The sequence below is a fragment of the Candidatus Omnitrophota bacterium genome (genome assembly GCA_003598025.1).
In the GTDB taxonomy this organism is placed as follows: Bacteria; Omnitrophota; Gorgyraeia; order Gygaellales; family Profunditerraquicolaceae; genus Profunditerraquicola.
On record QZKH01000003.1, the window covers coordinates 394,117 to 414,858 of the forward strand.

Consider the following 20,742-nt stretch of genomic DNA (forward strand, 5'->3'; position numbering starts at 1 on the left):
AATGGCTCTATCGTAAGTATAACATAATTACCCGCCAAATTCAATGCGCCCGGTTAGACCTGAACCAGGAGATAGTCTCGGTTAAGCCTTCGTCCAGCTTTATTTTAGGTTTCCAGCCCAATAATTTCTTAGCCTTACTTATATTTGGCTGGCGCTGGCGCGGATCATCCTGAGGAAGCGGTTTAAATATTATCTTTGATTTTGTTCCAGTAAAATCTATGACCTTTCTGGCAAGCTCAAGGATGGTAAACTCGTCAGGGTTCCCTAAATTTACAGGGTCATTATATTTTGAGAACATAAGTTTTATTATGCCGCTTACCAGGTCGCTTACATAACAGAAACTTCTGGTTTGGTTACCTGTGCCATAAACGGTAATTGGCTTACTATTTAATGCCTGATATATAAAATTAGGCACCACTCTTCCGTCATTCATCCTCATTCTCGGTCCATAGGTATTAAAAATCCTTACGATTTTGATATCAACCCTATGCACTCTGCGGTAAGCCATAGCAATAGCTTCCCCGAAACGTTTTGCTTCATCATAACATCCGCGCACCCCCACAGGATTGACATGCCCCCAGTAAGATTCAGGCTGAGGGTGGACATGCGGGTCGCCATAGACCTCAGATGTAGAAGCAAGGATAAATTTCGCTTTCTTGTCTTTTGCCAGGCCAAGGGCATTATGCGTGCCCAGAGAACCGACTTTCAATGTTTGTATAGGATATTTCAAATAGTCTTCGGGGGAAGCAGGCGAGGCAAAATGCATAACATAATCTAACTTACCGCTATAGTTAATGAATTTCGTAACATTATGCTCAATAAAGCTGAAATTCTTCTCTTTAAATAAGTGCCGGATATTTTCTTTTGACCCGGTTATAAAATTATCCATGCATATTACTTTATGCCCTTTTGCAATCAACGCATCACAGAGATGGGAACCGATAAAACCAGCTCCTCCAGTTATCAAGAATTTTTTCATAGCTTATGCACCTTATCGTTATTTATATTTTTATAAACATTGCGCGTATCAAAGATAATTTTGGAATTTTTCAGGATCAATTTATAATCCAGGCTGGAATGGTCAGTAGCAATAATCACGCAATCAAACTTAGCCAGCCCTTTGCCGGTGATAGCTGTCGACCTTAGATGTATATCCTTAAACTTCAAATAAGGGATCAACGGATCGCTATACGCTACCGATAAACTCTGCTCCTGAAGAATATGGATAACGTCAAGAGCAGGAGACTTCCTTAAATCTTTGACATCCTTCTTGTAGGTAGCACCGACAACCAGGATTCTGGAAGAGGAAAGCTTCTTGCCTTTTGCCGACAACAGATCTTTAACCCTGGCCACGACATAAGCAGGCATAGAATTGATCATATCCGAAGAAAGCTTTATAAAACGAGACCTGAATCCGCTTTTCTTTGCCTTCCAATAAAGATAAAGCGGGTCTTTAGGTATACAATGCCCCCCTACTCCCGGCCCGGGATAAAAAGGCATAAACCCAAAAGGCTTGGTCTTGGCAGCATCTATTATCTCCCAGATATCAACGCCCATCTTATGGGCCATCATCGCCATTTCATCTACCAGCCCGATATTGACTATCCTAAAAGTGTTCTCCAATAACTTGACCATTTCTGCTATCCGGCTGGAAGAAACCCTTATTACCTTTTTTATTATAACCGAATAAACCGCCTCTCCCATTAACGAGGCCTCGCTATTAATACCCCCTATCACCTTGGGTATTTTACTTAAGGGATACCGGACATTACCAGGGTCTATTCTCTCAGGAGAAAAACAAAGGAAGAAATCGCGTCCGTGTTGCAGGCTGCTGCCTTCAAGCATAGGCAAGATCACCTCTTCGGTTGTACCGGGATAAGTGGTACTTTCCAGGATTATCAAAGCCCGCTTCTTCAGGTTCTTAGAAATTGCTTTTATAGCATTACGTATATATGATATGTCCGGATGGTACTTCCGCTTTAACGGAGTAGGCACGCACACCAACACCACATCTGCGCCCTTAAGATTCCTGAAATCATTGGAAGCAAAGAATCTTTTAGTATCGATTATCTTTCTAAGTTCGGCTGTAGATATATCTGTTATATATGATTGCCTGCGGCCGATACTCTTGATTCTGTCCAAATCAAGGTCTATGCCATAGACAATAAAATTCTTTTTCACAAATTCAACTGCAAGGGGCAGACCTACATAACCCAAGCCAACCACTCCGATCTTTATATCTTTTTTCTTGAGCCTTGCTTTAAAACCGTCTAAAAAACTATCCATCTTAACTCCTTTATTATCTTTTTGAAAAACGCCCTCTGCCCATACATACATAGATAAAGCCTGTTTTCTTCATCATATGCGGATCATAGATATTGCGGCCATCAATGATCAAAGGCCTCTTGAGCAGTTTTTTAACTCTAAGAAAATTCAGCTCTTTGAATTCCGGCCATTCAGTAAGAACTAACAGGCAGTCGCTTCCCTGGCAGACCTGATATGGCCCGGAACAAAATCTTATGCCTTTTAATACTCCCTTGGCCTTGTCCATAGACTGAGGATCGTAGACACGTAAATGCGCGCCTTCCTGCTTAAGCGCCTTAATGATCTCAATCGAAGGCGCATTTCTTATATCATCGGTATTCGGTTTAAAAGACAAGCCGAGCACGCCGATAGTCTTATCCTTTATTATCCATAAATTATCTCTTATTTTCTTAAGATATGCGCTCCTTTGGGTCTGGTTCACTTCTCTTACTGCCTTAAGTAATTTAAAATCATACCCTAACTTTCCGGAAATATTAACAAAAGCATCCAAGTCTTTAGGAAAACATGATCCCCCGTAACCTATACCTGGTTTTAAGAAATCCGGGCTTATCCTTTTATCTAAACCCATGCCTTCTGCTACTTCTTCTACATCGGCACCGACTCTGTCGCATATATCAGATATGGCGTTTATAAAGGATATTTTTGTGGCTAAAAAAGAATTAGAGGCATGCTTTATAAGCTCTGCTGACTTTATATCCGTAACCACGATCCGTGCGTTAAGCGGCCTGTATAAATTCATAAGCATTTCTTTGGCCTGCCTCGATTCCACACCTATAACTATCCTGTCCGGATTCATAAAATCATTTATAGCCTGGCCCTCTCTTAAGAATTCGGGGTTAGAAGCAACATCAAAACTTATTTTTCGCTTTAAATTAAGCTCTATTGTCTCCTGCACCCATTTGCCCGTTTCAACTGGAACGGTAGATTTTTCCACAATCAGATGGTAATCATCTCTTTTCTTCAAAGAAGACAGGCTGGCAGCTATGCTTCTTGCTACATTCTCAATATAGGTTAAATCAGCTTCCCCGTTCTCCATCGAAGGAGTGCCTACAGCAATAAATGTTATAACGGTCTTAGAAACAGCTTCTCTTATATTGGTTGTAAACTTAAGCCTCTTCTTTTTTAAATTGTTTATAATCAGCTCTTTCAAGCCCGGCTCATATATAGGTATAATACTCTTTTTTAAGCTGGATATCTTTTTAGAGTCATTATCAACGCAGATTACGTGGTTGCCAAGCTCTGCAAGGCAGGCTCCGGTGACCAAGCCAACATACCCTGCTCCGATTATAGAAATATTCATTACTTCCTTCCTTTCATGAAACTAGTTTTTATTGAGATTGAGACCCTGTTTTAGGCCCGTGATAACTCTGATTAAACCCAAATTCTGTTTCAGGGAACGCTTTAAGCCTGAAAATAAGCCAGATTGTCTCGCCTTCGTCTCTTTTAACATTATAAGTGAGATCCCATGACCAGCAATGCAGGTCCCGGGATATTGTATACTCCTGTTCATTTAATCCTTTAGCTACAGAAGTATCGCTGCCTATGTTACTTCTCAAATAAGCAGAAAATTTCCATTTCGGATTTAACCTCCAGTTTAAGCTCTGGGTTATTTCATCAGAGCCCTTCCTCTCATAACGCTGCCCGATGCCGATAGCACGATCATTTCCGAAATTAAAATTGATATCGTAATTAATGCTAGAGAACTTACCGTAATTCGGGTCGCTGTTACGGTCTCCAGAGTGTTCCCAGGTGGCATCGGAATCAATGCTCAGCCACGAATAAGGATGGAGCTCCATTTCAAAAAGTATATCCGAAAGATAACTCCCTGTTTTGACTCCGGAATCAGGTTTGTTGTAATATATGGAGGAGACTCTAAAGTCCGCCAGATCAACGGAAATATTATCGCGCTTCGTTTGGAATTTGTTCGAAATCCCCAAAGTCACGGAATTGTTTTGAGCGATTGAATCTATAGAATCAATCTGTTTTAGCTGCGAACTCTTTACTGTAGGCTCATGATTATAGGCATATCCTATAGTAGGCGTGATAATATGCCTTAATTTATCTATATCTAGCTTCAGGAAATTTGTTTTTACATCAAATATACGGAAAAATTTTGTGCTCAAATCCGCTCCCGTATAAAAAATAGTCCTGGGATGCACACTTGAGTTGCCTATGTCGCTGCTATAAAAAGTTTCGCGGTTCATCACAAAAGGGGTAAATTTCACGAAACTCACCTTCATCGGCAAAGAAAATTTATTAGTCGTATCAAACCTGGACATCTGGATATCATTATTAGAGTCTGAAGGGACTGCGTACTTATAATTAAAATTTGCTGCCTGGGAAGTATGTTCGTAATAAACCGAAGAATTCCCTACCTGGATACTGGGCAAAGAGTAATTGACCTCCGGCAGCTTCTCCAATTGAGTGTACCAGCGGTTGACACGTTTCTGCAACAGCAGGTCCAGGCTGGAATTGGTGAAATTACGGTGCACCTGCACATAAGACAAAGGCTGGGAATCCTTTTCATATTCACGATAGAAATAATCCTTTAAGAAATTATTATCTGAACCAATTATTATCCTTTTGGAATCAGTTATTTTATAATACTCCGAAGTCAAATCTGTGTTTCTGTCAATATCCCATTTATGGCGCCAGCGGATCAGATATCTTTCAAATTCAGCAGGCGTGCCTTGCTCTAGCGTGTTATCCCTTTCCTGTGTATAATAATATTTAAAATCGCCTTTCCCGAATAAATCCTTTGTAACATAGTTTGCGCCGAATCCCTCGGCAACACCAAGCCTTGAACGGTAATCAGCATATATCCTGCCGCTGACTGTATCACTGAGGTTATAACGCCATGCCGTCAAAATATACGGGCCCCAATCTTTGCTTTTACCCGGAGTAACCTGCACATGCATTAAGGGGTCTTTCAAGCTGTGGTTAAACCTGGGCAGGTACATTATAGGGATCTTGCCGATTAAAAATACATCATTCTTAGTCTGGATTTTATCATCGGGAAACACATTTATCTTGCCTGATTTTATCCTGTAATGCGGATTATCAAAACTGCAGCTGCTGGCATAACCGTCTAAAGCAATGAATTCTTTCTCGCTAGGCTTATCAACTCTGGCAGCTTTGCCAAAATAGGGGTTTGACCTGAATTCCGCATCCATAATTACACCTGTCTTGGAATCCAGGTTGTATATTATCTTCTTACCTTCAACAGTACCCTGCTTATCATCTAACCTGACATTACCTTCAGCGACCGCATCTTTTGTAACAGTATCTACGGTGATCTTATCACAAGTAAGCTTTGAACCCTTGTAGGTTATTGAAACATTGCCCGAAGCTACGACTTCGTTTTTTTCCGTAGCATACTCTAGAACATCCGCATTAACTATAACCGGCTTATTATCTTTAGCCTCCTCGGCTGATGCTCCCGAAAAAACCAACAAGCAAAGTATCGTTAATAATACTTTGCTTATGGCCCTCATTTTAGAATAATCTATTGGCATTATCAATTTCTCTTCATTAAACTTTGCTTCACGAGGATACCTGCGCCTATTAAACCAGCGTCATTGCCCAGCATGGCCTTAATTACCTTAACATGGCGCGCCTGCACAACCATAGCCCTGTCCTTGACTGTTCTTCTGACTTCATCAAATAAAACTTTTCCGGCATTACTTACCCCTCCGCCAATAACAATACAATCAGGATTAAGAAGGTTTACTATCCCGCTTAAAACAATGCCCAGCTGCCGGCCGGAATCTCTCCAGATTTTTTTAGCAATACCGTTATCAGCCTTTGACATACGGCTTAATTCTTCAAGACTCACCTGGCGCCCGAAAGCATTCTTTGCTTTCCCCATAATCACCTTATTACCTATATAGGTCTCTAAACATGCGTAAGAGCCGCAATTACATTTAGCGCCTGCCTCATTAAGCGGCATATGACCTAACTCGCCTGCTGCGTTATTAAATCCTCTATGCAACCTGCCATCAATTATCAACCCTCCGCCAACGCCTGTACCTAAAGTGATACAGACAGCTGTATTAGCTCCTTTAGCTGCCCCGGCATGGAACTCTGCCATCGCCATCAGTTTAGCGTCGTTATCAACAAATACATCCAACCCGAGTTTTTTTCTTAAGAGTTTTTTCAGCGGCACATCCCTCCATCCCGGGATGTTTGTCAGAGAATAAACTACGCCATTCTTAAAATCAACCGGACCAGGCAAACCTACTCCTACCCCTAATATCCTTTGATTATTCAACTTATTCCTGGACTTGATACCGCTGGCTTGATTTACTATCGCATGGATAAGGCTGTCTTTACTTTTAAAATCAGAGGTACTGGTAGAACTGCTATCGATTATATTATTGGCACTATCCAATAAAGCTGATTTTAGGTTGGTCCCCCCCACATCGAAGGCAATAATAAAATTTTGTTTCATAGCGAATTATTTTATATTAAATGGCACCTAAAATCAATAAATATCTGAAGTTACACACATGAGTCGTCATAGACACACACTTTATCCCTGCCTGAATCCTTAGCCCTGTACAATGCCTTATCAGCCCTATCAATCATAGTCTTGGCATCTTTGGCGTCATTGCGAAAAGTAGAGATCCCCACGCTTATGCTTACATTGATGGCTTCATCATAAACATTGACCCGTTTATTTCTTACAGCTTCTCGTATGCGCTCGGCAGCAAATTTTGCTTTTGAGCTGTCGGTCTCAGTCAAAATTATAAGAAATTCTTCGCCTCCGTACCTGCCGACAAGGTCAATCTGCCGGGAATTGTCTCTTATGGCTTTTGAAATCTCCCTCAATATAGCATCACCCACCAAATGCCCGTAATGGTCATTTATATCCTTAAAATTATCTATATCAACCATAAGCAGGGAGAATTGATACTTCATCTTTCTCGAACGCTCAAGCTCTTCCTGCAGCCTTTCAAAGCAGTATTTTCTGCTGAAGGCCTGTGTTAAAGTATCGGTTATCGCCAACTCCTGTATTTTTTCATAAAAATACGCCCTCTTAAATCCCAGCAAAAACTGCTGGCCGAGAATATTAAATTTATCTTTATCTTCATCCGATACACCGCTAACGCCCAAGTGGCCGATATTCTTGTTCCCGAGCTTAAGGGGCATGATTGAATAACCTTCATATTTTGATAGATCATCTTCTGCCTGAATAAATTTACAGTCTTGCACTTTTATATAACTATTGATATGGCTGCTAAAGAGTTCAAATACGCGCTCTTTCTCGAGGCTTTTGCATATTTGTTTAGTAATATCATAAAGCGCTATGGTATCATGTAGTTCCTTCTCCAAAATAGAGCTTTCTTTTTTCTGCCTGATATCTTCCTGGATTAGGCCGTTATAATCGTTCTGGAAATTAGAATAATCTCTGGCAGATTTTTGATATATCACGGCAAACTCTTTTTTGATACGAAGATAGAGCGCCCATGTGAATATTAACAGAATAATTACTTTTATTATCATCATATTAAGAGAAAATTACCGTTTTATTCCTGCCGCTTTTTTTAGCGTCATATAGGGCTTTATCAGCTTTAAATAAAAGATCCTCTTCTTCCGTAGAATCTTTCGGGCAGGAAGCAACGCCTATAGAAACAGTCACATTGGTAGGCTGCCTGCGCAAAACAAGCTTGAGATGCCCGATTGCTTTTCTTAGATTTTCAGCGGCAGCAAATGCTTCCTCCTTGTCCCTGTGAGTAAGCGCGATACAAAACTCTTCGCCTCCAAAACGGCATAATATTGGTTCATACTCTGCAAGGTTCTCAGAAATACATTGTGTCAGCCTTTTTAAGACCAGGTCGCCAGCTGTATGGCCGTAGGTATCGTTATATTTCTTAAAGAAATCTATATCCAGCATAAGGATAGACAAGGGCTTCTTCTGGCGCAGACTTCTCTTTAATTCCTCTTTTAATCTGTCGATAAAATATTCTTTGCGGTAAAAAGAAGTAAGCCCGTCGCGTATTGCCAGCTCCTGCGTCCTCTGGAACAACTGTCCGTTCTCAATCGCAATTGCCCCGAAATCACTGATCGTTGCAAGAAATCGCAAGTCATCCTGGGCAAAGGTGCCCGGACCGGGATTATCGATCCTTAATAAAGCAATAAACCTGTTCTCGCTGATTAACGGCGCGCTGATAAGACTGGAAATATGCCTGGAATGTTCTGCTTCAAGCCGGTTCAAATCAAAACGGAAATCATTCTTTATATCCTCTATCAAAAGCGGATTAGCGTGTTTAAGAACCCAGGTATCAAACAAGTCCCCCTCTTTAGCCTTTATAACAAGTTTACTGTCTTCTTTCATTGACTTAAATAACCGTAGTTTTACGTTTTCATGCGGCTCAACCAGGTATAATATGCACGTACCCCTGCCCTTAGCTACTTCTTTAGAAGCAATGGAAACCAGCCTATCCGAGACATAATCCAAAGATAACTCAGAATTCAATTCTTCAAGTATATGTTTGAGGTTGCTGTAACGCTTTATTTTCTCAGAGATAGAATCGGAGAATTTAAAATTCCGTAGGATCTCATCTTTAAGGACATTGATTTTTTCCTGGGTATGCTGGCTCTTTATTTCAAATGCATTTCTCTTTTTAATAGCCCTGCTTAACAGGAAAAAAATAAGGATAGCATGAACGAGGTAGAAAACCAGCAGTAATATAAACGAAGGCTCTTTAGGTAAGTGGATTACAATAACCGGTAGGAAGACATAGAAGGCTAAATATATAAGTATATTCTTAAAAACTATTCGGGCTTTCGTATCTTAATTCCCAGTTTTAACAATTATTAGTAAATGCTTGATAAATACTAGACTATCGTCTCTTCAGTGACTTTATCGAAGAAGTGAGCTTTGCTCATATCAAAAACAAGATCCATATCCTGGTTAACCTGCGGTTTATCATGCGCGCCTACCCTGGCTATAAAAGTATGATTGCCGGTATTTAAGTACAGGAATACTTCCGAACCCATAGTCTCAAAAACCTCGCAATTCACCGTAACCACATTACCCGGAGGGGCGTCTGATACAAAAAGTTTGTCATATATATCTTCAGACCTTATGCCGAAAATTATATCTTTGCCTACGTAGGCAGTAAGCTTCTTATACATATCCTCGACTACTTTTACACAGATCTTGCCTTCGTCAAAATAGATCCTGCCTTCCTTCTTTATCAGTTTTCCTTCCATAAAATTCATCGGGGGAGAACCGATAAATCCGGCGACAAATTTATTCTTAGGATGGTCATAAACCTCTATCGGATCAGCTACCTGGTGGATTACGCCGCCCTTCATTACCGCTATCCTGTTGCCCATGGTCATAGCCTCAACCTGGTCATGGGTAACATAAATTATCGTTGTCTGTATCCTGATATGCAGTTTATGGATTTCGGTGCGCATCTGTACCCTTAACTTCGCATCCAGGTTGCTTAAAGGTTCATCAAACAAAAATGCAAGGGGTTTTCTTACTATTGCCCGGCCTACGGCTACGCGCTGCCTCTCTCCGCCGGATAACTCACGCGGCCTGCGGCCAAGTAAATGTTTGATCCCCAGGATATCTGCTGCTTCATTTACGCGGGAGATGACTTCGGATTTCGGATAACGACGCAGTTTCAGGCCAAAAGCCATATTTTCAAATACGGTCATATGCGGGTATAATGCGTAATTCTGAAAAACCATGGCAATGTCCCTGTCTTTTGCCGGGACATTATTGACCATCTTATCTCCTATAAATATATTACCCTGGCTTATCTCTTCGAGCCCGGCTATCATCCGCAGGGTGGTGGACTTACCGCAGCCTGAAGGGCCGACCAGCACCATGAATTCTTTGCTCTCAACGCCAAGGTTTAAATTATCTACAACTTTTGTCCCATTAGGGAAAATCTTTGAAACATTCTGAAGGCTTACCTGAGACATTTTTTATTCTTCCTCTTTAATTATTTATTGGTTTGTGAATTGAAGCCTATATTATAAACAATAAAATTTAGAAAATCAACTCAAATAGTCAATCAACTGGGCCAAAGTGGCCTTCATATCTTTGCGGTTTACAATCATGTCTATTAAACCGTGGTCAAGGAGAAATTCGGAACGCTGAAAACCCGGTGGAAGTTTTTGCCTTATCGTTTGCTCTATAACCCTGGGCCCGGTAAACCCGATCAGTGCTTTTGGTTCTGCTATTATTATATCTCCTAACCCTGCAAACGATGCCATTATCCCTGCCATTGTCGGGTTGGTCAGGACCGATATAAAAGGAAGCCCTGCCTTATGATGATATGCCAGAGCAGCTGAAGTTTTCGACATCTGCATGAGGCTGAAAACCCCCTCATACATCCTGGCTCCTCCGCCGGAACCGGAAATGATTATTACCGGCAGCTTCTTTTTAGTAGCTGTTTCAATTACGCGGGTTATCTTCTCTCCGACAACCGAACCCATTGAACCCATGATGAACCTTGAATCTGTAACGGCGATCAAGGTATCTCTGCCGTCTATTAAACCTTGCCCTGTTATCACCGCATCTTTAAGCCCGGTCGCCTGCTGGTCCTGGGCCAGCTTTTCTTTGTATGTCTTCGGGCCTTTAAAATCCAGCGGGTCAAGCGAAGACATATCTTTGTCGGACTCCTGGAATGTTTCTTTATCTACAAGCAGGTTGATCCTCTCCCAGGCAGTAAGCACAAAATGATAGCCGCATTTTGGGCAGACCTTCATGTTTTCATCAAGGGCCTTATTAAATAAAACCGCTGAACAGCTCTCGCACTTAGTCCAGAGCCCTTCAGGTATTTCCTTCTTTTTAAGCCTTACTATTGTATATTTTGGTTTTCCAAAAATAGCCATATTATAATTTGTTGATTAATAACCCGGATAAAAGCTTCGGATAAAAAAAAGTCGACTTAGCAGGCATCTTTTCTCCTTCCAGGGCGACTGACATTATTTGCTCTATTTTAACAGGATTTAAGAAAAAACCAATTGAAGTTTTATCTTTGGCAAGCTCATCCAGGAGTTCATCCTGATTATGATAATATGATATTCTCTCTGCTTCCTTAGAAGCAAAACCCAGGATCTTTTCAAAAACAAGGTGGTTCAACACAGAGACATCAAGAGTCCTGTAAACTTTAGGTTTGTCTGATATAAGTTTATCCAGTATTTTGACGTTCTTGAGCCTCATAAACCAGAAAGCCCCGTGAATGCAGGCTCCGATTGCATGTTCGTTTCTGGCGGCTTTCTCAAGAAGGTAAAAAAGCTGGGCTTTGTCTTTAATGGGTTCAACGGCGAAAAATTCCTTCAATTGTGTAATGAAATGCTCCGTATTGAAATTAGGCCCGACTATAACCCGCCTATGGATAGGGAGTATGGTCAAGCCAAGTGAATTTGCGCTGGTAAAATATGCCATCGTATAGTCAACCGGTTCATCATCGCTTAGTTTATCCGCATGCTTTTTTCTTACCATGTCCCTGTAAGCGCATGACACCTCATAACGATGATGACCATCTGCAATAAAAGTGTCTTCATGTGAAATAGCAGATTGTACAGAAGCAATAACGTCCGGTGAATCAATGCGCCAGACCTTATGTTCTGTCCCTTCCTCATCTTTTAAGTCTATGAATGGGGCCTGTGTTGATATTGCCTGGTTAAAGATACGGGTTACAATCCTGTTTTTGTCCGGGAATACTATAAATATCGGGCTTAGGTTAGCCTTAACTGCGCTCATAAGCTTAAACCTGTCCTCTATTGCCTGGTGGCGGGTATGTTCGTGCTTAAAAACCTTGGAGCTGCCTTCTTCCAGGCGCAAGAGGGCGATAAACCCTAGCCTGATTTTACTTTCTCCTCTTAGCTTATACCGCTGGCTGTAAAAATATATCGCCGGAGATACATCCTGGCAAAACACAGCTTCTTTCACCCAGCTCTGAAAATATTCCTGGGCCTTCTTATATTTGTCTTCTTGTGGGGTATCCTTACCCAGTAGTATATGGATAAGGTTATTTTTATGCTTTTGATGGAAATACTCCTGTTTCTCTTTTGATATGACATCGTAAGGCGGGCAGACAACTGATGCTATATCTTTGATCTTATCTTTATTATAAACTAATGCCTTAAAAGGTTTTATCCGGGTCATTTATAAAATAAATTTGTGAGAAAAACGCCTATGCTGTCATTAACAACATCAATCAACGCAGGCTCTCTTCCTAAGACAAAAGACTGATGCCATTCGTCAAGTATAGCATAAAACAGGCAAAAAATGAATATCCATAGGAACCTCTGCGTATAGCTTAAGTTAAAATAAGCTATAACCGCCCTGTTGACAAAAAACGCAAGCACCGCATATTCAATTATATGCAGAATAATATCCTGGTTCTCGAATAATTCCGGTACATCATCTCCCGGTATCGAAGAAAGGTAGGATATAAGGCCCGCGCATAAAATTACGGGAAGCCAATAAATAATAAACTTAAGCAGTTTATTATTTTCCATGGCCGCAACCATCACAGCCCTCTTTTGATTTAGGGCAAACTGGCGAGCCGGAAGAACTGCTTTTTTTATAATCGGTGGCATAAAAACCGGCCCCTTTAAAAATTATGCCAGAGCCTCCGCCGATCAACCTTTTTACTTTTTTACTGCACTTCGGACATCTATCCAACGGCTTATCATTTATTAACTGGAATAGCTCAAAATGGTGTCCGCAGTTTGTACATTCATATTCATATGTAGGCATGCTTTACCTCATTTCTTTTAGTTCATGGTTCACGGTTCATGGTTCATAAAAAATACCAAGGCTATGAACAATGAACTATCAACTATGAACTAATTTATCTAAACGTCTTCTTTATCTTTTCCGTAAAGCTTTCCTTGTTTATTTCTTCGCCGGAAAGCCTGGCAAATTCTTCTATCAGCCTTCTCTGCTCGCTGGTCAATTCAGATGGAATCAGCACATTTACCCTAACCAGCTCATCGCCTATACCCCTGCCATGCAAATCTGCAATCCCTTTAGCCCTCAACCTGAACACCTTGCCGGCTTGAGTACCTGCAGGTATCTTCATCTTAACTTTGCCTAATAAAGTTGGCACCTCTATTTCAGAACCTAAAATAGCTTTAGATAAGCTTATATCCTTTTCGGTTAATATATCATTGCCGTGCCTCTGGAATAACGGATGAGGTTCAACCTCAATTACAACATACAAGTCGCCCTTGGCAGACGTGCCGGCTTCGCCTTCTCCTCTTACCCTCAACTGAGAGCCTGTATCGACGCCGGGAGGTATTTTGACCTTTATTTTGCGGGTAACTTTGGTCTTACCCTGGCCGTTACAAACCGGGCAAGGACTCTGGATTATTGTGCCTTCTCCACCGCACTTTGAGCAAGTTTGTGTAAGTTGAAAAAAACCGTTGGAAACAACCATTCTCCCGGTACCCCGGCATTGGGAACAAGTTGTTTTCTTAGAACCGGGCTTAGCCCCTGTCCCGGAACAATTTGAACATATCTCATATCGCGGGACAGTTACTGTTTTTTCAGTACCCATTGCTGCCTCTTCAAGCCTTATACTTACGGCAATTTGCAGGTCGCGCCCGCGTCTGCCTCCGCGGCGGCCAGGCTTGCCCCCGAGATCAAAGCCAAGGTCGCCGAATATTTCATCGAACAATCCTCCGCCAAAACCAAAATCGGACAAATCGCTGAATACCGAGCTAAAATCTGCTCCTTTGAAAATATCTTCGTAAGCATACTTCTGGTCAATGCCTGAATGGCCATACTGGTCATAGAGCCCCCTCTTCTGGGGATCGGAAAGGACAGCGTAAGCCTCTGATATTTCTTTAAATTTCTCTTCTGCTTCCTTCTTCTGCTCATGCGGCACCCTGTCAGGATGAAATTGCAAAGCAAGCTGCCTATAGGCTTTCTTTATTTCATCTAAAGAAGCGCTTTTATTTACCCCTAATATTTCGTAATAGTCGCGTTTAGTGGACATATATTGGTTCATTGATCATGGTTCATGGATCATGGTCCATGGATATCTCTATGAACTATGAACCATGAACTATGAACTATTTATTTCTTATCATCTTCCTCTTTATATTCTGCGTCGATAACGTCGTCCTTCTTATCCTCGGGCTTTTCTTGTGTCCTTGTGTCCTTGTGTCCTTGTGACTCTTTGCTTTCTTTTTGCTGTTTTTCCGCTGCCTGCTTATAAATTTCTTCTGCAAGCTTATGGGACGACTTAGTCAGCTCCTCCATGCCCTTTTTGATCCTATCGACGTTTTTATCCTTAATAGCCTGTTTTAAATCATTGGTCTTAGCTTCTATATCAGCCCTTTCAGCCTGGCTTACTTTATCGCCGAACTCTTTCAGAGATTTTTCAGTTGAATAAACCAGCGTATCAGCCTGGTTTATAACCTCTATTTCTTCTTTTTTCTTTGAGTCTTCAGCCGCGAATTTTTCAGCATCCTTGACCATCTTTTCAATTTCTTCTTTAGATAACTTCTTAGGCGCGGTTATCCTTATGGATTGCTCTTTGCCCGTACCTAAATCTTTGGCTGAAACATGCACGATACCGTTGGCATCGATATCAAAAGCGACCTCTATCTGCGGTACGCCTCTGGGCGCAGCCGGTATGCCTACAAGGTCAAACCTGCCCAGCTCCACGTTGTCATTTGCCATAGAGCGCTCGCCCTGGAGAACGCGGATAGTTACTGCAGTCTGGTTATCGGCCGCGGTAGAAAAAACCTGGCTCTTTTTCGTAGGAATGGTCGTATTGCGCTCGATTAATTTTGTATTTACTCCGCCTAATGTTTCAATGCCAAGAGACAAAGGAGTAACATCAAGCAGAAGCACATCCTTCATGTCCCCTTTGATTATTGCTGCCTGAATTGCTGCGCCTAAAGCCACGCACTCCATAGGGTCAACTCCGCGCTCAATCTTCTTGCCTACGTAGTCCTCGACAAATTTTTGCACTATCGGCATCCTTGTCGGGCCGCCTACCATTATGATCTTGTCAATATCTGCGGATTTAAGCCTTGCATCTGCAAGCGCCTGTTCCATAGGGTGTTTGCATTTTTCAATTATGGGAGATACCAATTCCTCCAGCTTTGCGCGCGTAATCGACATAGTAAGGTGCTTAGGACCGGTTGCGTCGGCGGTAATAAAAGGCAGATTTATATCTGTGGTAAGAGTAGAGGACAACTCCACCTTTGCCTTTTCAGCTGCCTCACGCAGCCTTTGCGTTGCCATCTTATCGTTATGCAGGTCAATGCCTGTTTCTCTTTTGAACTGATTTACTATATAATCAATCAGGATATTATCCATATCGGTACCGCCAAGCTGGGTATCTCCGGAAGTTGATTTTACCTCAAATACACCCTGGGCCATCTCCATTATCGTAACGTCCAGTGTCCCGCCGCCAAGATCAAAGACCATTATCTTCTGTTCCTTATGCGACTTCTCCAGGCCATAAGCCAGGCATGCGGCAGTGGGCTCATTGATAATCCTCAAAACTTTCAAGCCGGCAATTTCACCTGCATCCTTGGTTGCGGTCCTCTGGTTATCATCAAAATATGCGGGGCACGTAATAACAACTTCTTCTACTTTATCTCCCAGGTAAGCCTCGGCATCCTGCTTTATTTTCTGGAGGATGAACGCAGATATTTGTTGTGGCGTATATTCCTTGCCATGGGCTTTAAACTTATAGTCCGTACCCATTTTACGCTTAGCAGCATGAATCGTGCCTTCAGGATTAATCGCAGCTTGCCTTCTTGCGGGTTCCCCGACCAACCGCTGGCTATCTTTCGTAAAAGCTACAAACGAAGGGAAGGCTTTACCGCTTGCGACACCTGCGCCTTCAGCAGAAGGTATAATCACAGGCCTGCCGCCCTCCATAACTGCTGCTGCAGAATTTGATGTACCTAAATCAATACCTATAACTTTTGCCATATCTCTACCTCCTCTATTATTTTAGTCAATGGTCGACAGTCCATAATCAACAATCATGCCTGTGAACCGTGGTCCGTGGACTGTGGACATTTTTTTGATACCTTAACCTTGCTCGTCCTTACGACCCTGTCATTAAGCAAATAACCTTTTTGTAATTCCTCTACAATAGTATGCTCCGGTAAATCATCACATTGTTCTTCCATCAAAGCTTCATGAAAACTGGGGTCAAATTTCTTGTTCTTTGCTTCAATAGGCTTTACCCCGTGCTCTTTAAGCATTTCGTAGAGATGGGCTAAAATCATCTCTACGCCTTTTAAAAACGCCGATAAATCCTGATGCTTGCTTTGAGCCAGTTCAACTGTACGCTCAAGGTCATCAAGCACATTCAATAATTCCATTACAATTCTTTCATTGGCAAACTTTATAAATTCCTGTTTGTCTCGTTCCAGGCGTTTCTTAGTATTTTCAAATTCAGCCTGCATCCTCAAAATCCTGTCCCAATGGTCTTCAGCTTTAGCTGCCGCCTCTTTAAGCTTAAGGTACTCAGCCTCGCTGATTGTGACTGTCTTATCCTGTGATACAAGTTCTTCTTTTTTTTCTTTGTTATTCTTTTCCATGTCTAAAATTTGTTTAAAACATCATCTAAAACTTCTGATATATACTCAAGAGCAGGTATAATATGTTCGTATTCCATGCGCGAGGGGCCTATTACCGCCACCCTGCCTTTATGTTTTTTCTTATTCCCGTAGGTAGAGACAACTATCGAGCAATGGCTCATCTCAGGGCATTGAAGCTCCTCGCCTATATAAACTTTTACCTTGTTGTCAAAATCCCGGTTGATTATCTCAAGTAGTTTTTGTTTTTCCTCGATCAATCTGATCAAAGCCTTAAGCTTGACTGCGTCCTGGAACTCGGGCTGTTCCAATATATGGCTTATGCCTTTATAGAATATCTTATCGTGCCAATCCAGGAAGGAAACTATCCCCGTATATTTGGTTATCTTGGATATTATCTCCGAAGTATTCTCAAGTACGTCTTCAAGCTGATTGATCTTACTGCTGCAGTCTTTTACAATACGCTCTTTTTCATCATCCAGCAATTCCATCTGCGATATAAGGAAATCAACATAATACCTGTATCCCTTATTTGTAGGAAGGCGGCCTCCTGAGGTATAAGGGTGAGTAAGATATCCTTCATTCTCAAGCTCACAGAGTATATTCCTTATTGTTGCCGAACTTAAGCTGAATTCTTCCGCCAGGTCATCTGAAGCAACTGGAGAAGCATCTTTAATATATTTGTTAATAGCCAGAGATAAGACTGCTTTTCTTCTGCTATTATAATCAACTGTTCTTACCATAAAAACCTCGCTTTTTCTAAATTAGCACTTTACCCCTTAGAATGCTAAATAGAAATTTTAACACAAAATCGATGTTTGTCAACAAGGCATTTAACCTTATATTACTAAAAAAGTTAACTTATTAGCCTATATCAAAAACAAGGGCTTCCTTGTCGGCATTTACCAACACTTTGCTGCCGGATTTCAAAGAACCATCCAGTATCTTCATTGAAAGCGGATCCTGTACGTATTTCTGAATCGCCCTTTTAAGGGGCCTGGCTCCGAAATTACTGTCAAAACCTTTTCCCGAAAGAAAGGCTTTTGCCTTTGCCGATACCTTTAATTCAATGCCAAGCTGGCTGAGCTTATTCTTAACGGGCAGCAATTCAATATCAACGATCTCTTCAACAGATTCTTTAGATAAAGGATTAAAGACTATTATATCGTCAATCCTGTTTATGAATTCCGGGCGGAAATACCCTTTTACCTGATCAAGGAGCTTTTCTTTCATATCGGCGAAGCTATCCTTCTGTAGCTTGTTAGGCTTAAATCCAAGGCTTGCCTGCTGCTGTATCAGCTCCTGGCCTATATTAGAAGTCATGATTATCACTGTGTTCTTAAAATTAACCGTCCTGCCCTGGCCGTCAGTAAGCCTGCCGTCATCAAGTATCTGCAATAACACATTGAATATTTCCGGATGCGCTTTTTCTATCTCATCAAGCAATATGACTGAATACGGCCTTCTTCTTACTTTCTCGGTAAGCTGCCCGCCTTCCTCATAGCCTACATACCCTGGAGGGGCGCCGATCAACCTGGAAACACTGAACTTCTCCATGTATTCAGACATGTCTATTCTCAAAATAGCATTTTCGTCATCAAATAAAAACCATGCAAGTGTTTTGGCTAATTTGGTCTTGCCTACTCCTGTCGGGCCCAAGAATATAAACGAACCCATCGGTCTTGCCTCATCGGAGAGTCCGGACCTGGAGCGCCGTATACAGCTTGAAATTATGCTGACAGCTTCATCCTGGCCGATTACCTTGCTCTTTAAGCGCTCTTCCATCTTAAGAAGCTTCTGGGTATCGGCTTCCATAAGCTTAGTTAAAGGCAGGCCTGTCCACTCCGCGACAATCTCAGCGATATCTTCATCATTGACTTCCTGGCGCAGCATCCCTAAACCACTCTCAAGCCTGGAAAACTCTTGGTTATATTTATTAAGCTCAATATCTAATTCTCTTAATTTTCCGTATTTGATCTCCGCAACCTTACCCAGGTCTCCCGACTGTTCAGCTGCCTGCGCCTGGTTTTTCAATTCTTCGATATTCTCCTTGATAGTTTTGATTTTTAATATTATGCTTTTTTCTTTCTCCCATTGCTTCTTCTTCGTTGACAATTCCTTATTCAGATTTTCAAGCTCCGCATCTATCTTCTTAAGCCTTTCTACGGCAGGCTGGTCTTTATCTTTTTTTAATGCCTGCTTCTCTACCTCAAGCTGGACGATCCTTCTTTGCACAAATTCAATCTCGGCAGGCATGCTGTCTATCTCAATGCGTAAACGTGAAGCCGCCTCATCGATCAAATCTATCGCTTTATCAGGAAGATGCCTTTCCGTAAGGTAGCGGTGCGATAGCATCGCAGCGGCGATAATCGCAGAATCTTTGATACGCACGCCATGGTGTATCTCATATTTTTCTTTCAGGCCGCGTAAAATAGCGATGGTATCCTCAATACCGGGTTCATTAACATAAACCTGCTGGAACCTTCGCTCTAAAGCCCTGTCTTTCTCTATATATTTCCTATATTCATCCAAAGTAGTAGCTCCGATACAGCGCAATTGCCCGCGTGCAAGCAAAGGCTTAAGCATATTAGAGGCATCAATAGCGCCCTCTGCGGCTCCGGCTCCGACTATAGTGTGAAGTTCATCGATGAATAAAATTATCTGCCCGTTTTTATTTTGTATCTCACGCAATACGGCTTTAAGCCTGTTCTCAAATTCCCCTCTGAATTTCGTCCCGGCGACCAAGCTACCCATGTCCAACGCTATTATCTTTTTATCTTTTAAGCCCTCAGGCACATCTTTAGAAATTATCCTTTGGGCAAGCCCTTCAACTATCGCAGTCTTACCGACACCTGCTTCGCCTATCAATACGGGGTTATTCTTGGTCCGCCGCGATAACACCTGGATTAAGCGCCTGATTTCTTTATCCCTGCCGATAACCGGATCAAGTTTCATACGCGCGGCTAATTCAGTAATGTCCTGGCCGTATTTTTTTAAAGCGTTGAATTTCTCTTCCGGGTTCTCGTCAGTTATCCTGTGGCTGCCGCGTAACTCTGCAAGCGATGCTAAAACCTTTTCTTTATCAATCCCGTTATTCTTCAGTTCCCTTAAAATCAATGATTCATTATCTGATAGCGAAGCCAGAAGCACATGCTCGGCTGAAATGAATTCATCCTTAAGCCCGGCCGCCTCTTTTGCCGCCTGAGCAAACAGTTTATTTGTGCGCCCTGAAAAGTAAACCTGCGAGCCCTGGCCGCTTACGGCAGGTTTATTATGCAAATATTCCTCCAGCTTTTTTATGAGGCCTGCAATAGAAACACCGAGTTTATCAAGGGTGTCAGCAAAGATAGATTCTTCCTGTTTAATAAGGATATACTCCAGATGTTCAGGGTCTATTTGTTGATGGCCTGATTCAGTAGCAAAACTTATTGCTTCTTGTAAAGCTTCCTGCATTTTCGCTGTAAGTTTATCCAATCTCATATTAATCTCCTTAAAATTTGTCTTAATTTTAATTTCTCAAATTAGCAATCCATCTTAAAGAGTGCTAATCATAAAACAAAAAAATTTAATTATTTGCCTTCAACCTCAAGGATTAACTTTATACCATGAATATTAACATGCTTTTCTTGCATCAGATAATGTATGTATTCCAGCTTTTTTATGTCTTTCAAAGAATATAGCCTGCTTTTTTTACCTATACGCTTAGGTTTAAGCACTCCGCTTTTATCCAGTTGCCGTAAAGTCCAGATAGGTATATCTACCAGCCTGCTTACCACGCTAATGACATAGACCGGCTCGTCAGGGCTAATGTAAATATCAAACATCGGCATTTCTGCCTCCTTTTTATCTTATAGAAGTATATCATAA

18 protein-coding genes are annotated in these 20,742 nt (G+C 41.7%); all 18 read right to left on the reverse strand.

Annotated elements, in window-relative coordinates; all coding sequences use genetic code 11:
* Window positions 1-40 precede the first annotated feature (40 nt).
* A complete protein-coding gene (locus C4533_04405) occupies window positions 41-979 on the reverse strand; it encodes an SDR family oxidoreductase (protein RJP29045.1) in 939 nt (312 codons plus the stop codon).
* Window positions 976-2,286, reverse strand: coding sequence for a nucleotide sugar dehydrogenase (locus tag C4533_04410; protein RJP29219.1), 1,311 nt, complete (start codon window positions 2,284-2,286; stop codon window positions 976-978). The genes C4533_04405 and C4533_04410 overlap by 4 nt, the downstream gene beginning before the upstream one ends.
* A gap of 13 nt (window positions 2,287-2,299) precedes the next feature.
* A complete protein-coding gene (locus C4533_04415) occupies window positions 2,300-3,625 on the reverse strand; it encodes a UDP-glucose/GDP-mannose dehydrogenase family protein (protein ID RJP29046.1) in 1,326 nt (441 codons plus the stop codon).
* Between the two features lie 28 nt (window positions 3,626-3,653).
* Entirely contained in the window at window positions 3,654-5,840 is a 2,187-nt protein-coding gene (locus tag C4533_04420; protein ID RJP29047.1) for an LPS-assembly protein LptD, read from the reverse strand.
* Between the two features lie 2 nt (window positions 5,841-5,842).
* Complete coding sequence (locus C4533_04425; GenBank protein RJP29048.1) at window positions 5,843-6,775, reverse strand: ROK family protein; 933 nt, start codon at window positions 6,773-6,775, stop codon at window positions 5,843-5,845.
* Window positions 6,776-6,825: 50 nt separating this feature from the next.
* Window positions 6,826-7,833 (reverse strand): GGDEF domain-containing protein, encoded by a 1,008-nt coding sequence (locus C4533_04430; protein ID RJP29049.1) that lies wholly within the window; start codon window positions 7,831-7,833, stop codon window positions 6,826-6,828.
* Window position 7,834: 1 nt separating this feature from the next.
* The gene (locus C4533_04435) at window positions 7,835-8,803 is read right to left on the reverse strand and encodes a sensor domain-containing diguanylate cyclase (protein RJP29050.1); all 969 of its coding nucleotides are present in this window, start codon (window positions 8,801-8,803) and stop codon (window positions 7,835-7,837) included.
* A gap of 362 nt (window positions 8,804-9,165) precedes the next feature.
* Window positions 9,166-10,269: a sn-glycerol-3-phosphate ABC transporter ATP-binding protein UgpC gene (gene ugpC, locus C4533_04440; GenBank protein RJP29051.1), complete on the reverse strand. Its 1,104-nt coding sequence runs from the start codon at window positions 10,267-10,269 to the stop codon at window positions 9,166-9,168.
* Between the two features lie 75 nt (window positions 10,270-10,344).
* Window positions 10,345-11,184, reverse strand: a complete 840-nt coding sequence (locus C4533_04445) for an acetyl-CoA carboxylase carboxyltransferase subunit beta (protein RJP29052.1) — start codon at window positions 11,182-11,184, stop codon at window positions 10,345-10,347.
* A gap of 1 nt (window position 11,185) precedes the next feature.
* Window positions 11,186-12,463: a DUF1015 domain-containing protein gene (locus tag C4533_04450; GenBank protein ID RJP29053.1), complete on the reverse strand. Its 1,278-nt coding sequence runs from the start codon at window positions 12,461-12,463 to the stop codon at window positions 11,186-11,188.
* Window positions 12,460-12,900 (reverse strand): hypothetical protein, encoded by a 441-nt coding sequence (locus C4533_04455; protein RJP29054.1) that lies wholly within the window; start codon window positions 12,898-12,900, stop codon window positions 12,460-12,462. Before C4533_04455 ends, C4533_04450 begins: the two co-directional genes overlap by 4 nt.
* Window positions 12,809-13,060 carry a zinc ribbon domain-containing protein gene (locus C4533_04460; protein ID RJP29055.1) on the reverse strand — a complete coding sequence of 84 codons (252 nt, stop codon included), beginning with the start codon at window positions 13,058-13,060 and terminating at the stop codon, window positions 12,809-12,811. Before C4533_04460 ends, C4533_04455 begins: the two co-directional genes overlap by 92 nt.
* Before the next feature lie 94 nt (window positions 13,061-13,154).
* Window positions 13,155-14,303 (reverse strand): molecular chaperone DnaJ, encoded by a 1,149-nt coding sequence (dnaJ, locus tag C4533_04465; GenBank protein RJP29056.1) that lies wholly within the window; start codon window positions 14,301-14,303, stop codon window positions 13,155-13,157.
* Between the two features lie 80 nt (window positions 14,304-14,383).
* A complete protein-coding gene (gene dnaK, locus C4533_04470) occupies window positions 14,384-16,261 on the reverse strand; it encodes a molecular chaperone DnaK (protein ID RJP29057.1) in 1,878 nt (625 codons plus the stop codon).
* A gap of 53 nt (window positions 16,262-16,314) precedes the next feature.
* Entirely contained in the window at window positions 16,315-16,878 is a 564-nt protein-coding gene (gene grpE / locus C4533_04475; GenBank protein RJP29058.1) for a nucleotide exchange factor GrpE, read from the reverse strand.
* 2 nt (window positions 16,879-16,880) lie between these two features.
* Window positions 16,881-17,618, reverse strand: a complete 738-nt coding sequence (locus C4533_04480; GenBank protein ID RJP29059.1) for a DeoR family transcriptional regulator — start codon at window positions 17,616-17,618, stop codon at window positions 16,881-16,883.
* Between the two features lie 121 nt (window positions 17,619-17,739).
* On the reverse strand, window positions 17,740-20,355 hold the full coding sequence (gene clpB / locus C4533_04485) for an ATP-dependent chaperone ClpB (GenBank protein ID RJP29060.1): 2,616 nt from the start codon (window positions 20,353-20,355) through the stop codon (window positions 17,740-17,742).
* Window positions 20,356-20,444: 89 nt separating this feature from the next.
* Window positions 20,445-20,705 carry a MerR family transcriptional regulator gene (locus C4533_04490; protein RJP29061.1) on the reverse strand — a complete coding sequence of 87 codons (261 nt, stop codon included), beginning with the start codon at window positions 20,703-20,705 and terminating at the stop codon, window positions 20,445-20,447.
* Window positions 20,706-20,742 lie beyond the last annotated feature (37 nt).